The organism is Lacinutrix neustonica (assembly GCF_026625145.1).
In the GTDB taxonomy this organism is placed as follows: Bacteria; Bacteroidota; Bacteroidia; order Flavobacteriales; family Flavobacteriaceae; genus Lacinutrix; species Lacinutrix neustonica.
The window spans coordinates 2,822,327-2,841,205 of the sequence record NZ_CP113088.1 but is presented as its reverse complement, the minus strand read 5'-3'; the positions used below and the strand labels follow the sequence as shown (position 1 = coordinate 2,841,205).

19 protein-coding genes, 1 tRNA gene and 2 pseudogenes are annotated in these 18,879 nt (G+C 34.9%); 9 read left to right on the top strand and 13 right to left on the bottom strand.

Annotated elements, in window-relative coordinates:
* Positions 1-79: 79 nt before the first annotated feature.
* The 8 genes and pseudogenes from N7U66_RS15465 to N7U66_RS15440 all read right to left on the bottom strand — a co-directional run bounded on the left by N7U66_RS15465 (position 80) and on the right by N7U66_RS15440 (position 5,589).
* Positions 80-1,371 (bottom strand): annotated as a pseudogene (locus N7U66_RS15465) (hemolysin family protein).
* 259 nt (positions 1,372-1,630) lie between these two features.
* On the bottom strand, positions 1,631-1,981 hold the full coding sequence (gene lptC, locus N7U66_RS15460) for an LPS export ABC transporter periplasmic protein LptC (protein WP_267676037.1): 351 nt from the start codon (positions 1,979-1,981) through the stop codon (positions 1,631-1,633).
* Positions 1,920-2,189, bottom strand: a complete 270-nt coding sequence (locus tag N7U66_RS15455) for a hypothetical protein (RefSeq protein ID WP_267676036.1) — start codon at positions 2,187-2,189, stop codon at positions 1,920-1,922. Before N7U66_RS15455 ends, lptC begins: the two co-directional genes overlap by 62 nt.
* A complete protein-coding gene (locus N7U66_RS15450; RefSeq protein WP_267676035.1) occupies positions 2,189-3,523 on the bottom strand; it encodes a tetratricopeptide repeat protein in 1,335 nt (444 codons plus the stop codon). The genes N7U66_RS15455 and N7U66_RS15450 overlap by 1 nt, the downstream gene beginning before the upstream one ends.
* Before the next feature lie 21 nt (positions 3,524-3,544).
* Positions 3,545-3,703 (bottom strand): hypothetical protein, encoded by a 159-nt coding sequence (locus N7U66_RS22175; RefSeq protein ID WP_313791273.1) that lies wholly within the window; start codon positions 3,701-3,703, stop codon positions 3,545-3,547.
* A gap of 56 nt (positions 3,704-3,759) precedes the next feature.
* Entirely contained in the window at positions 3,760-4,005 is a 246-nt protein-coding gene (locus tag N7U66_RS22170; RefSeq protein ID WP_313791272.1) for a hypothetical protein, read from the bottom strand.
* Entirely contained in the window at positions 3,941-4,861 is a 921-nt protein-coding gene (locus N7U66_RS15445; RefSeq protein ID WP_313791271.1) for a hypothetical protein, read from the bottom strand. The genes N7U66_RS22170 and N7U66_RS15445 overlap by 65 nt, the downstream gene beginning before the upstream one ends.
* Positions 4,861-5,589, bottom strand: a complete 729-nt coding sequence (locus N7U66_RS15440) for a type III pantothenate kinase (RefSeq protein WP_267676034.1) — start codon at positions 5,587-5,589, stop codon at positions 4,861-4,863. The genes N7U66_RS15445 and N7U66_RS15440 overlap by 1 nt, the downstream gene beginning before the upstream one ends.
* A 103-nt stretch (positions 5,590-5,692) precedes the next feature.
* Here N7U66_RS15440 and N7U66_RS15435 point away from each other — a divergent pair.
* Positions 5,693-5,768 (top strand) — tRNA-Phe (locus N7U66_RS15435).
* Between the two features lie 530 nt (positions 5,769-6,298).
* Here the strand turns inward: N7U66_RS15435 and N7U66_RS15430 are convergent.
* The 4 genes from N7U66_RS15430 to N7U66_RS15420 all read right to left on the bottom strand — a co-directional run bounded on the left by N7U66_RS15430 (position 6,299) and on the right by N7U66_RS15420 (position 8,486).
* Positions 6,299-6,991 (bottom strand): hypothetical protein, encoded by a 693-nt coding sequence (locus tag N7U66_RS15430; protein WP_267676033.1) that lies wholly within the window; start codon positions 6,989-6,991, stop codon positions 6,299-6,301.
* A 33-nt stretch (positions 6,992-7,024) separates the two neighbouring features.
* A complete protein-coding gene (locus N7U66_RS15425; protein WP_267676032.1) occupies positions 7,025-7,234 on the bottom strand; it encodes a hypothetical protein in 210 nt (69 codons plus the stop codon).
* A gap of 294 nt (positions 7,235-7,528) precedes the next feature.
* Complete coding sequence (locus N7U66_RS22165) at positions 7,529-7,687, bottom strand: hypothetical protein (protein ID WP_313791270.1); 159 nt, start codon at positions 7,685-7,687, stop codon at positions 7,529-7,531.
* A gap of 4 nt (positions 7,688-7,691) precedes the next feature.
* A complete protein-coding gene (locus N7U66_RS15420) occupies positions 7,692-8,486 on the bottom strand; it encodes a mechanosensitive ion channel family protein (RefSeq protein ID WP_313791269.1) in 795 nt (264 codons plus the stop codon).
* A 417-nt stretch (positions 8,487-8,903) separates the two neighbouring features.
* Between N7U66_RS15420 and N7U66_RS15415 the strand changes: the two genes are divergently transcribed.
* The 7 genes from N7U66_RS15415 to N7U66_RS22845 all read left to right on the top strand — a co-directional run bounded on the left by N7U66_RS15415 (position 8,904) and on the right by N7U66_RS22845 (position 17,089).
* Positions 8,904-9,125 (top strand): hypothetical protein, encoded by a 222-nt coding sequence (locus N7U66_RS15415; RefSeq protein ID WP_267676031.1) that lies wholly within the window; start codon positions 8,904-8,906, stop codon positions 9,123-9,125.
* 137 nt (positions 9,126-9,262) lie between these two features.
* Complete coding sequence (locus N7U66_RS15410; RefSeq protein ID WP_313791268.1) at positions 9,263-9,607, top strand: DUF2452 domain-containing protein; 345 nt, start codon at positions 9,263-9,265, stop codon at positions 9,605-9,607.
* 98 nt (positions 9,608-9,705) lie between these two features.
* Positions 9,706-11,271 (top strand): DUF748 domain-containing protein, encoded by a 1,566-nt coding sequence (locus N7U66_RS15405; RefSeq protein ID WP_267676030.1) that lies wholly within the window; start codon positions 9,706-9,708, stop codon positions 11,269-11,271.
* A gap of 75 nt (positions 11,272-11,346) precedes the next feature.
* Positions 11,347-14,790, top strand: a complete 3,444-nt coding sequence (locus N7U66_RS15400; RefSeq protein ID WP_267678540.1) for a translocation/assembly module TamB domain-containing protein — start codon at positions 11,347-11,349, stop codon at positions 14,788-14,790.
* Positions 14,790-15,470 carry a hypothetical protein gene (locus tag N7U66_RS22855; protein ID WP_449274493.1) on the top strand — a complete coding sequence of 227 codons (681 nt, stop codon included), beginning with the start codon at positions 14,790-14,792 and terminating at the stop codon, positions 15,468-15,470. The genes N7U66_RS15400 and N7U66_RS22855 overlap by 1 nt, the downstream gene beginning before the upstream one ends.
* A 49-nt stretch (positions 15,471-15,519) precedes the next feature.
* Entirely contained in the window at positions 15,520-16,416 is an 897-nt protein-coding gene (locus N7U66_RS22850; RefSeq protein WP_449274492.1) for a hypothetical protein, read from the top strand.
* 97 nt (positions 16,417-16,513) lie between these two features.
* Positions 16,514-17,089: a BamA/TamA family outer membrane protein gene (locus N7U66_RS22845; RefSeq protein WP_449274491.1), complete on the top strand. Its 576-nt coding sequence runs from the start codon at positions 16,514-16,516 to the stop codon at positions 17,087-17,089.
* On the opposite strand, the pseudogene N7U66_RS15390 reads toward N7U66_RS22845, so the two are convergent.
* Positions 17,070-18,334 (bottom strand): annotated as a pseudogene (locus tag N7U66_RS15390) (cation:proton antiporter). The gene N7U66_RS22845 and the pseudogene N7U66_RS15390 sit on opposite strands and share 20 nt — an antisense overlap.
* 115 nt (positions 18,335-18,449) lie before the next feature.
* Between N7U66_RS15390 and N7U66_RS15385 the strand changes: the two are divergent.
* The gene (locus N7U66_RS15385; RefSeq protein WP_044402341.1) at positions 18,450-18,785 is read left to right on the top strand and encodes an arsenosugar biosynthesis-associated peroxidase-like protein; all 336 of its coding nucleotides are present in this window, start codon (positions 18,450-18,452) and stop codon (positions 18,783-18,785) included.
* Positions 18,786-18,879 lie beyond the last annotated feature (94 nt).

Here is an 18,879-nt window from a genome sequence, read left to right as displayed (position 1 = left end):
GAAAATCGCATTAATTATAATTATTTAAAATTGTGTAAGGTTTTTATTTAAAACACAGGATAAACTAACAGTATCGTGGTTAATCGTCTGTTTTTATTTTGAGAGCAACCAGATCTATTTTAGTATTTGAAACCTCTAAGATTCTGAATTGAAATTTCTCCATCATCACAATATCATTTTGCTGAGGTATTTCTTCAGTAAAGTCGACAATCATGCCGCCTAAAGTTTCGTAGTTCTCACCTTCTCGCAAATTCAACTTATAGGTTTCATTGATGTAATCTACCTCAAGTCTTGCTGAAAACGTATAACTGTCCTCGTCAATTTTCTCTTCTATTAATACTACAGTATCATGTTCATCATGAATTTCACCAAAGAGTTCTTCAACAATATCTTCCACCGTCATAATTCCTGAGGTTCCGCCATACTCATCCAATACCACGGCAATACTTTTACGCTTTTTAATAAGGGCATTCAAAATATCATTCGCAAGCATGGTTTCGGAACAAATTCTACAGGCAATAACATCGATTTAATCGTTTTTGGTGTTTTAAACAATTCGAAAGCATGTGCATAACCCACAATATCATCAATGGTTTCTTTGTAAATCAATATTTTTGACATTCCGGTTTCCGTAAATAAGGCACTCAAGTTGGCTACCGAGTCATTTAGCTCTAATGCCACAATCTCTGTACGCGGAATCATCACTTCTCCGGCTTTTACCTCGGCAAACTCCAGTGCATTCTGAAAGATTTGAATTTCTGTATCAATATCATCATGTGATTCTACAGATTCCATTTGTTCACTAATATAATTCCCTAACTCGACTTTAGTGAATGCCAGTTGTACCTGATCGCCTTCGGTTTTAAAAAACCGTTTGAGTACGAAGTCTGAAATCCAAAGTACAAACCAAGAAATATACCGGAATAACAAGTAAAACACGTAGGCTGGAAAAGCAAATATTTTTATAAACGTATTACTGTAGATTTGAAAGAATACTTTAGGTAAAAATTCAGCAGTAAATAAAATTACAAGTGTAGAGATAATCGTTTGTGAGAGTAAACTAAAATCGTTTAATAACACCTCTAGAAAACTAAAACGAATGACAAGCGTTTGAAACCATTTTATGAGTAAATCACCCATAAAAAAACCATAAATAACCAAAGCTATATTGTTACCAATAAGCATAGTAGCAATAAATTTAGATGGTTTCGCCGTGAGTCTTGATAAAATTTTAGCTAAAAAATCACCTTGTTTCTTTTCTATTTCAATGTGAATTTTATTGGCAGAAACATAAGCTATTTCCATACCTGAAAAGAAAGCAGAGAGTAGTAACGATACTATAATAATTACAATAACTATCGACGTAGACATCTATTGTTTTTTATTTTTGTCTTCATATTTATTATGAAAACGCCTTCTAAAGAAAAACATAAAAGCGGCTAATATGCATAGGAACAGAGACAGGTACGCATGATTTCTGTCGCTATTCCATGTTACTACCGCATCGTATAAAAAAAACACACCTGCTATTAGATAGACGTATTGAAAGATTTTTAAATATTTTAACATGTAAAATGATTTGTTTTGTAAAGATATATAAAAAAAATATAGAAGTTAAAACTACTGTCCCCTATTCTTCTTCTACTGCAAAAAGGCCACTAACTTCGAGCACTTCGGCTTTTTTAAAGTCTCGATCTGAATCAAAACCACTGCCTTTAGTTAAATAGTCTTTAGACTTATAAGTTACGGGCAAATTGGTGAATAACCATTGTTTGTTTTGATCAAAGTACAATTGCTCAGCAAATAAAGAATCCTGCGCAAATGAAGCTACAACAACGTTACCTTGTAAATCTACTAGATCTGTTTCGCTATAAATTATGGCATAGTCTGCAATGACCCTAGTTTTTTGATTTTTCGCGTCAAAGATGTCTAAAATAATACCCTCCTGGACATTCTGAATACCCGAACTTCCGATTTTCAAAATCCAACATCTTTGGGGTCATTAAATTAGCCACTACGCGACCAGAGTCTGTCCGTTTTGCGTTAATATCAATACCAACACCTTGCGGTTCATTTTCCGAAACCCCTATATTATTAACCTCTTTAAAGTTGTTTTTACAGGAAAAAAACAGAGTCATAGCTAATGCTATGACTCCGTTTTTGAATATATATTGTTTATTAATTATCATTAGTTAGGCACTGTTACACTTCTTTGAATCCAACATCCTATTTTTATTACTTTCCCATTCATATTTTTATCAAAAATATCAACTTTTGATGGCGCATATCCTCTATAAGAAGTTGCCGCAGAACTACTACCTCCTTTATCTGCTTCTTGAGCAGCTAACCAATATACCGCTCTTTGACTAAAAGCGTCAGATCCACAATCTTTAGCACTGTTAGCATACATGCTCGCAATTTGTAAGTAAGGCTTTCTATTAGATGGGTTTAGTTCCACCGACTTCATGTAATAATTCCTAGCTTGACTATAATTCCCTTTAGCCTTATAATCATTCCCTTGTTTGTAATACAACACCGCTTTTTTAATCGGGTTTGTTTCTAATCTAAAGGTTTCGTCTAAATATTTTTGCTCACCAGTGATTACATATAAATAACGGGCGGTATCTGCATTAGGCTCTAAAGAATACTTCTGCTTAACAATTTTTACAAACATTGGATCTTCCTTGCACTCTTTAGCATACAGATTATTCATGGCTCTTTGTAACCACTGTGCATTGTTCTTGTTCGCCTCGTAATCTTTTTTATACAAAGGAATTAAATTTTCACAATTGGCTCTATCTCCTAATTCAGAATCTACACTACCAGCAATCTTATCTAAAGCAGATAAGGTTTGCTCGTAAAATCTTTTGTACTGTCCATCCCTTTTAGTCAATGGTGTTCCAGCCTCTTCTTTAACAACAATTTTATTCAAATCGGCCGAATTCTCACGAACTTCAGTCTCTAATTTTTCTACAACATCATCATATTTATCAAACAATTCTTGTGGTGTTTTCTTTTTTGCATCATAAAGGTTCACCATCATTTTAAAGTACACATATAATCCTTTAGGACTGCTAAAGTTCTTTAAATCAGATTTGTATATGGCGTCAAATTCGTTATAGATTTGTTCATCTGTTAAACCTAAAAGCGCTCTGTTGTCGTATCTTAACTCAGCAATCTTTGAAGCGTATTTTCCTCTAGGAGATTTACTGGCATAGTTTACCATTCTTAATTCCCACAAACCAACAAGTTCATTGATGTACTTCTTTTTTTGTTCTCCAGTTGCAGCATCAATAAAACACTCAAACATATCTTCTCCATATTTATATATGGCAGATTGGTTATACTTTGGGCAATCCTGTATTGCTTTTTGATAATATGGATATGCCTCTTTACAATTTTTAGCTTTTACCGCCTCTGTAAATAAAGATAAGTTATTGTTACACGCTTCATTATCTTGAGCGAAACTTGATGTTAGACCTAAAAATAAAAAGGCTATAAGTAATGTCATTTTAGTTTTCATAATCTTCATTTTAATGTTTTGTTAGTTGTATTTTCTTTTATCAAACCACCTATCGTTTAGCGACAGACTCAATTGGACTTTTATAAAATTCTCTTGAATAAGATTCGCGTTTGTTGTACCGCGCTGTCCTATTTCAAAACCTATATTGGCATTAGAGAACGGGTTTTTAATTGTTCCCACTGGTATACCTATTCCAAAAGCTATGCCAAACTCTTTAATCGATTCGTTTTCAATTTTTAAACCGGTGTTTTCAAAGCGCAACCCCCTCTGTAAACCACTCTTTTCCAGTAACTTGTAAACGAATTGTATTGTGGAATATAAAATCCACCAATAGACAATGTCGAGGCATCTTCAAAGGTCGACCCCGTATTTTGATACAGTACATTTGAAAATTCACTAGTATTTTGTGAGGTATATTCAACCCCCGTAAACCATTTTCTTGGTTGTCCTATTCCCGCTCCAAACGAGATTCTTGATGGCAAGGTTAAACTTGTTTCTTTCAAACCGAGAGGCAGATAAATCCGCTTCCATGGTCTCTACCACACTTTCAGAACCTGTCGATGCGTTAATGATAATGCTTGAAAATGAACGCTGATTTTTAGAGGTTAAATTACTCGAAGGTGCATAGGTCACTGAGGACTGAAGCTCTAATTTATCTGTTAACATACGCTGGTAGTGCAAACCAATATTAAGACTAACTCCGCTTAAATCGGATCTGTTATTCTCACGTGACTGTGTTTGCAGGGGTTCATTTTGACCATTATAATTGAACTGAATGGTACTATTTTGAATATTACCAAAATTATAATTGGCATCAATTCCAGCACTTAATTCATTAGTAATTTGATATCCTGCTGATAAAAAGGCTTTATTTAATCCGCCTTCTCCTCTAAAACGGGTACCAATATTACCTGCATCGTTGTTCGTTTCTAAACGATAACCCACAGCTGTATAAGGTAATAAACCAAAGCCAAAACCGAATTTCCCCACGGGTATAGATAACGCTAAATAGTCAAAGGTAGACGCTTTAACACGATCGCTACCGAAATCACTTTTGAGCTCTGTTGATGTGTGGCTACCTCCAACGGTAAACTTTACGGGACGGCTTTCATTTTGAAAGGTCTCAATATTCATTCCGCCATAGGTGGCAGGGTTTCTAAAATTAATATGGATGCTGTCTTTGTAGATGCTCAATCCACCCATACTTTTATTTTCTACTGAGCCCTTGAATTTTAAGGTTCCTATACCATAAAATGAATAAGGTGAAGCGGTGGTTTCCTGAGCGTAACTTTGAATTGCGAAAAGTGCAATAAAAACTAATACAAGTTTTTTAATCATTAGAGTGAGTTATGTTGTAAAATAAAATTTAATCCTTTTAAAAGGAAATCTGAGTCCGCAAATATGCTACTTTTTAATTGTTTAGACAACATTTTAGTGTCTCCTCCTGTTAAAATTACTGTTAAATCTGAATATTTTTCTAGATACCTTTCAATATTACCGTCTATTTCGTTTATAACGCCATGCCAAACACCGGAATGCATAGCGTTTGCCGTAGAATTTCCAATAATATGATTTGGAATTTCAGTAAGTAATAACGGTAAATTAGCTGTTTGATTGTGCATGGCTTTATAACGCATACGAATACCGGGCGATATGGCGCCTCCTAGATACTCGTTATTGGCATTAATAAAATCAAAAGTAATACAGGTACCCGCATCAATAATTAATACGTTTCTGTCCGGAAACTGATCTACGGAAGCGCAAACCAAAGCAATACGATCGATACCTAATGTTTTTGGTGTCGCATATAAACTCTTAAATGGCAGTTTAGTTTCATGGGTTAAAATTTGGAGTCGAAATACTTTTTTTAGGAAATTTGCAGCCTTTTCATCTAGTTTTCCGACCGAAGAAACAATTGCAAGCTCAAAATCTTCATAAATATGTTGAAGTTTTTTAATTTCTTTTACACAATCTTCTGTTTCAACACGCACTTTGAGAAACATACTACTCTGCTCAAAAACAGCCAGTTTAGTAAAACTATTACCCACATCAATGATTAAATTCATAGTTAAATTTGAAAAATGTAAATTTAGTAAATGAAATTTTATAAAATTTCTTTTGCAAGTATTAAAATTGAAACTATATTTGCACTCGCAATTAAATGCAACTGGTGCCTTAGCTCAGTTGGTAGAGCAAAGGACTGAAAATCCTTGTGTCCCTGGTTCGATTCCTGGAGGCACCACCACTAAAAACCCAATCTGAGAAGATTGGGTTTTTTGGTTTTTATAGGAAAACTTATTTAACCATTCACATGGATGCCGCTGATTTTATAAATGGATGACCTAACAAGACAGATTATTAAAACACTAGGACATAATAAACGCCTCATGTTATTTTAAACCCAACTATAATTAGATAGCGCCGATAGTTAATAACGTTTTGCCATTAATATCTACGTGATTTTTAAGAATTAGTAAAAATCACTTTTTGTTGGCTCTATACTTTACGGTACGAAGTTGCAAACTTCGCACAGCCTACTTCGCAGAGCTGGACATATGCTCGCTACCGCTAAGCTGCGCTTAGTGGACGTACAGCTACTAAACTATGCTTACTCGTAGTGCCACTAGTTTTGAAAACTAGCGGGAGCGGGGGATTCCAATAGCACAGCAGATCACAGACTTCGCAGAGCTGGTTTACTAATTTGTAATTTATTTAATTTTTTATTAATAGCTCTTTAAACGCGTCTAAGCCTACCTCACTAAGTTTAATATTTATTTACGGGTTTGTTTTTTCGTTTATTAAAAACTCATCGTATAATATTTTATCATCAGAATAGGTAACTATAAAACTTCTTGCATTACCTACAATAGGCAATTGATTTAATGTTAAATTATCACTGGTTAAATAAAAACTTGTAAATGAATTCATGTTTTCATAAATAACGTAAACTACATAATCCTCGTACAAATCTATCTGCTTACATTTTATTTCAAAATCTTTTTCAAGTGGTGTTTCTATTAATTTGTCAACGTTAATCCATATGTTACTATTCATAGAAAAACTATATAAAATGTCATTATTTATTTTATCAAATTCACTTACATTGTTTATTTTATAAATCGAATCTCTATAGTTTTCATAATAAACTAAAGAGTCTATGGGAACTTCTCTTATCATATGAAAATGTGGATCTCCATTAAATGGATACATAATACTGGAAAATAACTCTCCCTCTTCTTTCCATACAAAATTCCCTTTTTCAATTGTATCGCCTTTAAAAATCAAATAATTTACATAATCATCATTATTCAATTCAACATTGATTGTTTTATCTCCTTTAAGGTAAGTTGAATCACTACGAAATTCTATTCTATAGACTCCTTTCGATTCTAATAACTCTCCTTTATCGGCAATCGTTGGTATATTATTTAATATTAGATCATTTAACTCTAAATACTCATAGATCAATACTTCTACTTCTTTATTGCTAATATTTTGGAATTAAGCTTTTTTAAAAACATACTTAAGACCATTTTTACTAATTACAAAAGAATCTGTCTTAATGTTTAATATTTGCTTCTCTACATGGTTTTCCGAAAGCATATTTAAAATTTTATTCGCTTTACTCAATTTTGGTTCTTCCGTGCATCCAATTAAGCTTATAATTAATGCTAAAACACCTATAAATTTCATTATTTTTAATTGTTGCATGGTACAAGTTTTTGTCGTGTTACTAAAATAGTAAATGAACTAGATAACACAGTAGAGTTTACAGCACTAAAATCCTGCTCTTCGAAGGTTGCAACTTCGAAGCTTTATTAAACCAATGAACTTTACGGTACGAAGTTGCAAACTTCGCACAGCTAGCTATATAACATTAATACAAAACTATTGAGTTTGCAACTTCAAAGTCATTAAAACATAACTGAACGGTACGAAATTACAAACTTACCGCAGCGTTGCACACTTCGCAGAGCTGGTCAAAGAACACTTAGCTATTTCTGTTTACTTCTTTTTAATGGTAACAGGAATACTGGTTTGAGACCCGTAAAGTTTAATTTCTGTAATGTCCGCCGGCATATTGAGTCCGTTCTTCAAAATAACTTGTTTTACATTCCTTATCACATCACTGCGTACCTCTAAGGCCCTGCGCCTGTACTCCATGGTTTTAGTCCGAGAATAATACTTTAAGATTTACGGTACTCACACCTAGGGAGTCAACAGTTACAAAACATTCATGGGTTTCTGTATTAATGACACCTTCAGACTTAATTACAGCATCCGGAATGACTTGTTTCGCGATATCAATCTCGTCGTCATAATCAATACCCACTACGAAATCTAGTCTAAAATAACCATCTTCTGTATAATTATAAACGGCTTTTTTTATGATATCGCTATTGGGAATATAAACGTCTCGTCCATCAAATGTTTTCAGTTTGGTATACCGAAATTGCATCGCTTTTACTTTACCAAAAATATCGTCAATTTTCACGGTATCATTTAAATTAAAAGGGCGATTGAACGATAATATGACTCCAGCAATAAAGTTTTCTCCTATATCCTTAAACGCAAATCCAATAACAACAGCAGAAGCCCCTGCCGCCGTTAACACACCGGTCGCAATACCCCCAAGTCCTGCAACGTTAAGCGCAAACAAAACCACTAAAATAATGAGACCTAGTTTTATGGTTTTAGACAAAAAATTAGTCATAAGAGGGTCTTGAGTCTTGGAAGCTATAATCTTTTTAAAAAAGAGCGCGACGCTATTAGAGAGCAAAAACCCAAAGGCGACTATTAAAATAGCGATTATTATGTTTGGAACCTGATAAATGAAATCGTTCCAATGTTCCATCAATGAGTCCTTCAATTTTGAAAGCGCAGAATTATCATCCATAGTTTGTTTTCGTTTAGACCAATGCTTTATTTTTTGCTGATAGTATTCATTTTTTATAGAATTCAAAGAAAATAGTGGTACATACGTTACTATTTAGAAACATTTACACTATTTATTTTATCGCATAGGTAGTATAGAACTTCTATTTACCAACTTGAAAACCTTCTATAACCCGTAAAGTTAAGTAAAAGATTTAAATCGTAAATGTTTATAACTAAAAACCCCTATTCAAATCTTATAAATTTATCTCACGGGGTCACGATGCTTTTAAACCAATGTTAATAGAAAAACGCATTACTTGTTTATGTTTTTTTTGCTAAAATCTATATCGCATTATCTTTTTGAATTTCTTATTAATGAAAGATTTAAAAAACAATCATTCCCTACCGTTATACTGCCATAAGAATATTTTATGATTTTCTTAGTATAGTTTTAATGGTGTTTAATTATTTTTATAAAAATTTAAACAAAAAATAGTTGATTATGGATTTGTTATTAGAAGCAGAGCAATTTGAAAAAGCAAAGATGAGTCATATGTCTACCAGTGATCGCGTGGTCGCTTCAAGAAAAGCTAAAGCCTTAATTTTGGCCATAAATAAAGTGTATAAGAAGACAAAAGACGCACACCTCATGGAGGTGATGAAGGTTTTAACAGAAAAAAAACGTAAAATTGAAAAACGAATTAAGGGTGTGCCTCGTGTTTAAGTCCTCTTTTCACACCGAGATATCGCACAATACATTTGGTTTTTTAATATTTATAATATGGAAAAGAAACCCGACAACATAGTATTTGATGCGGCCTCCCGAAGTATGATGCGGCCTTAAAACCTTACGGCACTAATGTGGGCGCACCTGCTATTGTAGCCACAGATAATGTCACTTGGAAAAATAAAAACATCCTCAAAGCCAATAAACAAATTGAGGCAAAGTACCTGGAACTTAAAGCCGAATATGCTAAAATGATGGAGGAATTGGAACAAAATAATTTGGTTTATAATGCTAAATTTAATTTCGAACCTATTATAGGTCAAACGTATCATCTGTACAAAGACACATCTCAAAACCCATTTCTATCTATCATTGCCCCTAATGAATGTCATTTCGATTTTATAGGGAGTTTTTATCTTAATTCGGAACATATCCGGAAAAAAACGGACAGCGTAGACCCTAAATTTCAATTGCATTAATGCGGATCTATATTATGTATTTCGTAATATTAATAAAACTTTTAGAGCACCTTTATTAAATTGTATTGTAATAGCTTTGTAGATTATTAGTGCTGCCATTGAAAAACGAAAAAGATAAAATACCTAAATCTAAAAATAAGGTCAACCGCATTCTAAAGGTCATAGGAAAAATTTCTTTAAGCCTATTACTTCTTTTCATAACTTTAATACTATTTATTCGCAGTCCTTTTGGTCAAAATATTGTAGTAAATAAGGTTGTTTCCTATATATCTAATAAAACCAACACTAAGGTAAGTATAAAAAAACTCTTCGTAACCTTTGATGGTGATATTCAATTGGATGATTTATACCTCGAAGACAAAAAAGGAGACACCCTAATTTATTCAAAATCTTTAGAAGCAAATATCCCCTTATGGTCCATGATTAATGGAACAGGTATTGGCGTTGACGACCTGCAGTGGAAAGGATTGCGCGCTAACATAATTAGAAAAGATACGATTAACGGCTTTAACTTTCAGTTTTTAATCGATGCTTTCGCCACAGAAAGCGAAGAACCGACTACCAAAACGACAGCCCCTTTAAATTTAGTTCTAGGCCAACTGGATTTTAAAAATATTGATGTGGTTTACAACGATGCTGTAACTGGTATTGATAGTCGGTTTACTATTGGAACTCTTAAGTTAGACATGGAGTCTGTGCATTTGGAGACCATGAGGTTTATGGCTTCAAATATTGCTTTAGACGATGCCAACGTCAATATATTTCAAAACCCCATACCTTACGTTGAAAAGGAGGACGCTTCCCCCTTACCATTTCTCTCTGCAGAGGTTTTAATTGCAAATAATCTCATCGTTAATTACAAATCAATTCCAGATTTGTTAACTACCAATATTTCCATTAAAAGCCTTACGGCAGACATTCCTCAATTTAACATTGCTAAGAATGCCATAGATGTCGATTATTTGACACTAAACCAGTCTGAAGTTCTTCTGTTTACCCGAACTAAAGACAACATTATAACAGAAACCCTCAAAGAAGCTGGTGATGAGATAAAAGAAGACGTGGATAATTTTAAATGGCCCAATTTCAATATAAGCATTAAAAACGTCACGCTTAATAATGATGTTTTTGGTTATTACGTTAATGATAGCAAACCCAAAGTAGGCACTTTTAATCCTAGTGCTCTAGAGTTTAAAAATATTAATTTAGTTGGTAACTCCCTATATTTAAAAGAAAATAATGCAGGCATTAACTTAAGTAATGCTTCTTTTAAAGAGGCTTCAGGATATCATTTAAAGGCCTTAACTGTTGCGGCGACAATTACCGATAAGAAAGTAAACATTGAGAAATTGAAGCTGAGATTGAATGACAACTTCATCAATGGTGATACCGTGTTAACATACAACACCCTTTCAGAATTAATTTCTAATCCAGAACATGCGCACATCAATCTAAACCTCTCTGATTTTGAATTCCATTTAAGTGAAGTGTTTGCCTTTCAACCGGCACTCAAACAGAATAACTATCTTGACAAATTAAGTCAACAACCTTTAACGGGAGCTATTAAAGCTTCGGCTACTTATCTAATGTTACACTATCCGATGTATTACTCAATTGGGGACAAACGACGCAAATTTCTGCTAATGGCACCATTAAAAATATAACAAATCCGAGATAATCTTCAGTTTGACCTTCCCTATTTTTCAGCAAAAACCATTAAATCTGACCTCTTGAAATTTGTGAATGAAAGTGAAATGGGGGTCTCTCTACCAAAAGCCATGGCTATCTCTGGCGATGCCAATGGGGGACTAAAAAATATTCACACGAAATCTAAAATAACCACATCGCAAGGGGTTGTTAATATTGACGGACAATTCAACAGTCACAACACGATTTCCTTTGATGCTCTTGTAAAAGTTGAAGCATATAAATTAAATGCTTTATTAAAAAATGACGCTCTAGGTACTTTGAGCCTTACCATGAATGCCAAAGGCCAAGGACAAACTGTTAACACATTAGATGCAAAAACAGAAACGACCATTTCTAGCTTTAGTTATAAAACCTATGCCATAAAGGACCTTAAAATTTTTGGAGATTTTAAAAATGGAACAGGAATTATTAATTCACACTATAAAGACGACCACCTCAATTTAGACCTTAATACTCTGGTGGTTTTAGATTCTATAGCTCCTAAGGCACAGATTGATCTAAACTTGATTGGTGCAAACCTGCAAGGTTTGGGCTTAATGCGTCGAGACATTAGAACAGGCTTAAAATTAAGAGCGACTTTTAAAGGCAATACAGAAAAATATAAGTTTGACGCTAACATAGATGACGGCGTTGTTGTTTATGATAATAAAACCTATCTCCTTGGTGGCATTCATGCGAGCGGTTTTGTGAGAAAAGACACGACTGCAGTCTCTTTTAAAAACAAAATGCTTGCTATCGATTTACAATCTAATACAGACCCAAAATCTTTTAGTGTTGCTATTAAAGACCACTTGTATAGTTATTTCTATCGTGACGCTTTTATTGAAGACACGCTTAAGCATCCCGTGAATTTAAAATTAGAAGGACACATCGCGCAATCCCCTTTGCTTAACGAGGTATTCTTAGTCAATGTAAAAGATTTAGATACTATTGCTATCACCGTTGATTTTAAACAAAAAGAACGGCAATTAAGGGCTAATATTACTGCCCCCCATATTAACTATAGTGGCAACGAATTAGACAGCCTAGCTTTCTCCTTAAACACTACGAAAGAAGATTTAAGTTTTAATTTAGGCTTTAATGCGCTTAAAGCCGGACCAATAGCGATACAAAAAACTGTAATTTCAGGCGATCAGAAAAATAACGAAATGCTATTGACCTTCACGGCTTATAATGATAATAAAAAGCTCATTAATGTATTGTCTCAAATCAAAGGCTCTAGAGACAACCTACAATTTCATGTATTGCAAAAGGACTTAACTTTTAACGAAGAACCTTGGACGACACCTGAGACTAATGAAATAATATACTCTACAGACAAACTAGAATTTAATAATTTCAGCATTAGTAATGGCTCGCAACAGGTGCGTATTACAGATAAGTTACCGAACGTTGATAAAGAGCATATTGCCTTAGACTTTAATAATTTTAGATTAGACGATTTTCTGAGTTATTTTAATACTGACAAAACATTAGCATCAGGAAATATTAATGGTGAGTTTATTTTAGAAGAACCGTTTAAAGATACTGGTATTTTAGCAGATGTCGATGTGCGTGAATTTGAAATTTTAAAAGCCGATTTAGGGAAATTATCTATAACGGGAAGATCTCTTGGTAATAATAGCTACGCTTTTAATACGACAGTGAAAGGTGGCGCTATAGATTTAGATTTGGTAGGAGATTATCTAGCTAACGAAGGCGGCGCAAATCTCGATCTACACTTAGATATTAACACCTTTAAAATGAAAGCTTTGGAGAAATTTTCTCAAGGCCATTTAAAAGAGACCGACGGCAGTTTCTCTGGTAATTTCAAAGTTACAGGCACAACAGCAGAACCACAATACAAAGGCCAGCTTAATTTTGATAATGCGGGTTTTAACGTCGCCATGTTCAATGCTGCTTTCACCTTAGAAAACGAGAATATCAAGATGGATAACACCGGCTTCTCATTATCTAATTTTACTATTCGTGATAAGAATAAAAACAGTCTTATCGTTTACGGAGACATATTTACCAAGTCTTTTTTAAATCCCAAATTTAACTTAAAACTAAAAGCTAAAGATTTTCAATTTCTAAATGCTACGAAAGAAGATAACAATTTCCTATATGGAACAGCTAGTTTTGATGCCAGTGCTAGTTTAACAGGCGATTTACAAATTCCTAAATTAGAGGCCAATGCCACGGTTGGCTCCAATACAGATGTGACCTATGTTATGCCATCAGCAGCTGTAAATGTAGAGTCCCGAGATGGTGTTGTTATCTTTGTCAATCGTGAAAATCCCGATGCTATTTTAACCCAAACTGAAGCGCAAACAGCCACCATAAAAGGCTTCGATATAAAAACATTTTTAAGTGTAGGTAAAAAAGCAACCGTGACCATTATTATAGATGAAGACACCGGTGATTATTTTAAGGTATCTGGTCATGGGGATTTCGATTTTAGGATGAAACCAAACGGCGCCATGAACCTCGTTGGTGTTTACAATGTGGATGCTGGTTTATATGAAATGAACCTGTATAATTTAGTCAACAGAAAGTTTGAATTGGCGCCAGGCAGCAAAGTCAGTTGGGCTGGCGACCCATTTGATGCGAAACTAGATGTTCGTGCGATCTACAATTTGAAAGCTTCTGCTTCTCCACTTATGGCACCACAAATCTCAGGAGCAGACCCGTCTGTGCGAGGCAAATACAGACAAGTTCTTCCCTTTTATGTTTACTTAAATATTGATGGTGAACTCTTGCAGCCAAAAATTTCTTTTAAGTTAGACATGCCGGAGAGCGAGCAAGGAGCTATTGGTGGTCAGGTTTATGGCCGTGTACAACAGGTGAATCAGCAAGAAGGCGAATTAAACAGGCAAGTATTCTCGTTACTGGTGTTAAATCGTTTTTACCCCGAGCCAGGGAGTGATGGTAGTAAAGGCGGATTTGCAACAGTCGCAAGAAGTAATTTAAATGATGCGGTGTCAGACCAATTAAACGTGTTCTCCAATAAGCTCTTAGAAAACTCCGGTTTCGAACTGGATTTTGGACTAGACAGTTATACAGACTATCAAGGCAATGCACCACAAGACCGAACACAACTTAACATTGCCGCTCAAAAACGCTTGTTTGATGATCGATTGATTGTACGTGTAGGAAGTGAAATAGACCTACAAGGCAGTAGCTCAACTGGAGAAACCACACCTTTAATTGGAAATGTAAGCATAGAGTATCTATTGACTGAAAATGGTCGTTATAAGATAAAAGGCTTTAGACGAAATGAATTTGAAAATGTGATTGATGGTCAAACTATAGTTAGTGGTATCGGGCTAATATTTACTCAGGAATTTAATAAATTTAGTGAACTTTGGGACGCTATTCTTTACAATGAGACCAAAGAAGAAAAATTAGAACGAGATCGTTTAAAGGCTGAGCAGAAGAAAAAAGACCAGGAAAAAATTGACCCTGAAAACGAAGAAATAAATAAACAATAGTGAATTATCAATTGAGAAATTATAGAAGTGTTTTTACGCTTTTTAGCGTTGGGGTCTGTATTTTTATTTTACAATCCTGTGCCGTAAAAAAATACATTCCTCAAGGTGAGTTATTATATACTGGTGCTTATATTGACATCAATGCCGATAGCCTCGTGGAAAACCCTTACGGTTTAAAAACGGAATTAGAAACCGTTTTGCGCCCCGAACCGAATTCAAAATTTTTAGGTATGCAACCAGGTTTGTATTATTACTATAAGGTGCAACGTGAAAAACCCGGCTTTATTAATAAATGGCTATACAAACAGTTTGGAGAAGATCCGGTATACCAAAGTGATGTTAAACCTTATGAGGTTGAAGACATTCTTGTTAATAGATTAGAAAACAATGGTTTTTTCTATAGTCAAGCCAGGGCAACTTTTACTGAAGATCCCGACAAAAAAGAAGCGTCGGTCACCTATACCATTAAAGTCCCTTCGCCCTATAAAATTGAAACCTACCAAATAGACTCTGTGCCTTCCCCTTTACAAGAAGAATTGGAAGCCAGCGTTGCCAAATCCAATTTTAAAAAAGACATTCGCTTCGATTTAACGGCTATGAAATTAGAACGTGAACGCCTTGATGCCATGTTAAAACGCAAAGGCTATTATAACTTCAATCCGAGACTTTTTAATATTTGAGGCCGATAGTAATCGCTACGACAAAAAGCGTATTGATTTATTTTTAAAATTGAAAGCCGAAGTCCCGGAAAAAGCCATTATCCCCTATCGCTTAGGACGGATCAATATTTATCCAGATTATGAGTTACCCAAAGATTCCAAAATTTATGATGATGAGCGATACAATAGCAAGACGTACATACAGGATCCTATTTTCTTTAAAACTAAATATTTAGACCCTTTCATTACATTAGAAGAAGGGCAGTTATATAACCCTATAACATCAAAAAACACTGCAAGACGTTTATCCACTATCGGTGCGTACAAGTTTGTGAATATCCAATATAAAGAAACGGACTCCTTAGCTCAGGACGGTTTAGGCCTTTTAGAAGCAAACATATTTCTCTCTCCTTTGAACAAAAGAGCCCTTAGAGCAGAGTTACAGGCCGTAACAAAATCAAATAATTTTGCTGGACCAGCACTCGTTATCACCTATAGCAACCGTAATTTATTTAAAGGCGGCGAAACATTAAATATAAGTACCAAAGTAGGCTATGAAACTCAGATTGCCAGTGGCAACCAAGCAGGGTTAAGTAGTTTAGAATTGGGATTGAAAGGCGAGTTAATTTTTCCAAGAGTTATTTCTCCATTTAAAATTAATACTGACTTTTTTGAATATTCCATCCCAAAAACCATTACTTCTATAGGTTTTGATTATTTAAACCGAAGCAAATTATATACGCTCCTATCTGCAAACGCTCAGTTTGGCTATGCTTGGGATGCCAATCGTTTTGTAACTCATAAAATAAACCCCGTCACCGTAAATTACACGCGCCTTTCAAATACGACTTCAGCATTTCAAAATATACTAAATGAAAACCCATTCTTAAAACGCAGTTTCGATCAGGAATTTATTTCACGGCCTTACCTACTCTTTCACCTACAATGGCCTGGTAGACGCTGGTAAAACACATCAGTTTTTTGCTAATGCGACATTTGATATTGCAGGAAATTCTGTTAGCTTACTAGGTAAAGAAAAGGAGTCCGGACAACCCAAAGAATTTTTGGGCTTAGAATATGCACAATATGCAAAAGCAGACATCGATTTGCGGTATCACTTTAATTTTGGTAAATCGCAAGTCATCGCAACACGGTTGTTTGCAGGCTACGGTCTAGCTTATGGCAATTCAGATATTTTACCTTTTACAAAACAGTACTATTCTGGTGGTCCTTATAGTGTTCGTGCCTTTAGAATACGCTCTTTGGGCCCTGGAACCTATGACGAGCAGGGTACCGATGAAGGCACTTTTTTTGATCAAACAGGAAACATCCGCTTGGAGGCCAATGTAGAATACCGCTTTCCTATTTTTGGCTTCTTTAAGGGCGCCTTATTCGCAGATGCAGGAAATGTTTGGAACTCTAAAGAAAATCCCGCATTAACAGGGGGGCAGTTTTCAGGAGACTTTTTAAGCGAATTAGGAATGGGGGCTGGTGTTGGTTTACGGGTAGATGTCCAGGGCTTTGTTATCCGTTTAGATTTGGCAGCACCCTTTCATGATCCTGCTCAACCAAAAGGACAGCGTTTTGATTTTAAAGCAGACGAGCCTATTTTAAATTTTGCTATTGGTTATCCGTTTTAGGATATTTCAGTTCAATTTTCTTAACCAATTTACCAACGGTTAAACCTTGCACCAAGATAGAGAACACCACTACTATATAAGTAACCACCAAAAATAAATCCCGATGCATAGCCTCTGTTAAACCTAATGCCAAGGCAATGGATATTCCTCCTCTCAAACCGCCCCAAGTCATAATTAAAGTGGTTTTAGGAACAAAATTCAACTTCTTTTTAAAGAAATTAATGGGTAGCAGCAAAGAAGCGTAACGGCATAGTAATACGATTGGTATGGCCAATAAACCAGCAACAATATACTCTCCTTCCAAAGCCAATACTAACATTTCCATACCTATTAACACAAATAAGATAGTATTTAATAAAATATCTATTAATTCCCGAACTTATCTACGTAGGTTTCCGTTGTTTCAGACATAGCACTACTTCTAACCGTATCTTTTCCAACAATTAGCCCTGCAGTTACCATTGCCAATGGTGCCGACACATGCCATTGATGTGCTAACAATGTCCCTCCCATAACAGCCGCTAATGTGATAATGACTTCTATATCGTAATCGTCTATAGATCGCATTAATCGATAAGTAATCCAACCTAAAGCCCCTCCTAGAAGAATACCGCCTACCACTTCCTGAACAAAAAGTTTCACTACATCTAGGACTTCTACATTTTCCATTCCTAAATTGGCTATTTGAAAAATAGTTAAAAAGACAACAACTCCAACACCATCATTAAACAAGGACTCCCCTACAATTTTAGTTTCTAATTTTTTTGGAACCCCCGCTTTTTTGAGTATCCCTAAAACAGCGATGGGATCTGTAGGTGAAATTAAAGCACCAAACAAGAGACAATAAATAAACGGAATGGGCAACCCGAGTACTTGCAGCATGAAATACATTACGGTACCGACCAAAAACGTAGAAACCAATACGCCTAAAGTTGAAAACACTAACACGGGCCAGCGTTGCACTTTAAGCTGTTCGAAATTTGTATGTAACGCTCCTGCAAACAGCAAGAAACTCAACATAATATCCAATAAAACAGCCTTAAAATCTATCTGTTTAATGATGTATCGCTCGGCATCTAATAGCGTAGCATCAAAATAGCTTATCACAAAAATGCCTAAGGTAAACAGAATGGTAATCAACATTAAACCTATAGCGTTTGGCAGCTTAAAAAAGCGCACATTTATATAACCAAAAGCCGCTGACAATATGACCAATACAGATATTATAAAAAAGTAGTCATTCATGATAAAATTATTTATTGTGCTAATTTAAAATATAATTGTGGGAATGTTTGTTATGAACGATTTCTATTTCCGACATAAAAGATAAGATTTATATCTTAGCTAAAATTTTATTTAAATGCAGAAAACATATTACGACCCAGCCGACCTTAGAAAATTTGGAAAAATAAGCGAATGGAATCAGGAATTAGGCGATAAATTTTTTGATTATTATGGAAAAGTTTTTGAAGAGGGCGCCCTCACAGCGAGAGAAAAATCTTTAATTGCTCTTGCCGTTGCACATACCGAACAGTGCCCGTATTGCATTGATGCCTATACCAAAGACGGCTTACAACGCGGTATTACTAAGGAAGAAATGATGGAAGCTTTACATGTAGGTGCAGCTATTAAAAGTGGTGCCACTTTAGTACATGGGGTTCAAATGATGAATAAAGTTAATAAACTGGAAATGTAAGGCCCTTATCGTTGTTAACGAATAAGTAAACCTTAAATAGGTTCAAAATCTAAAAATAGTCCCAAAAACAAAACTAGCTTTACATATTTTACGT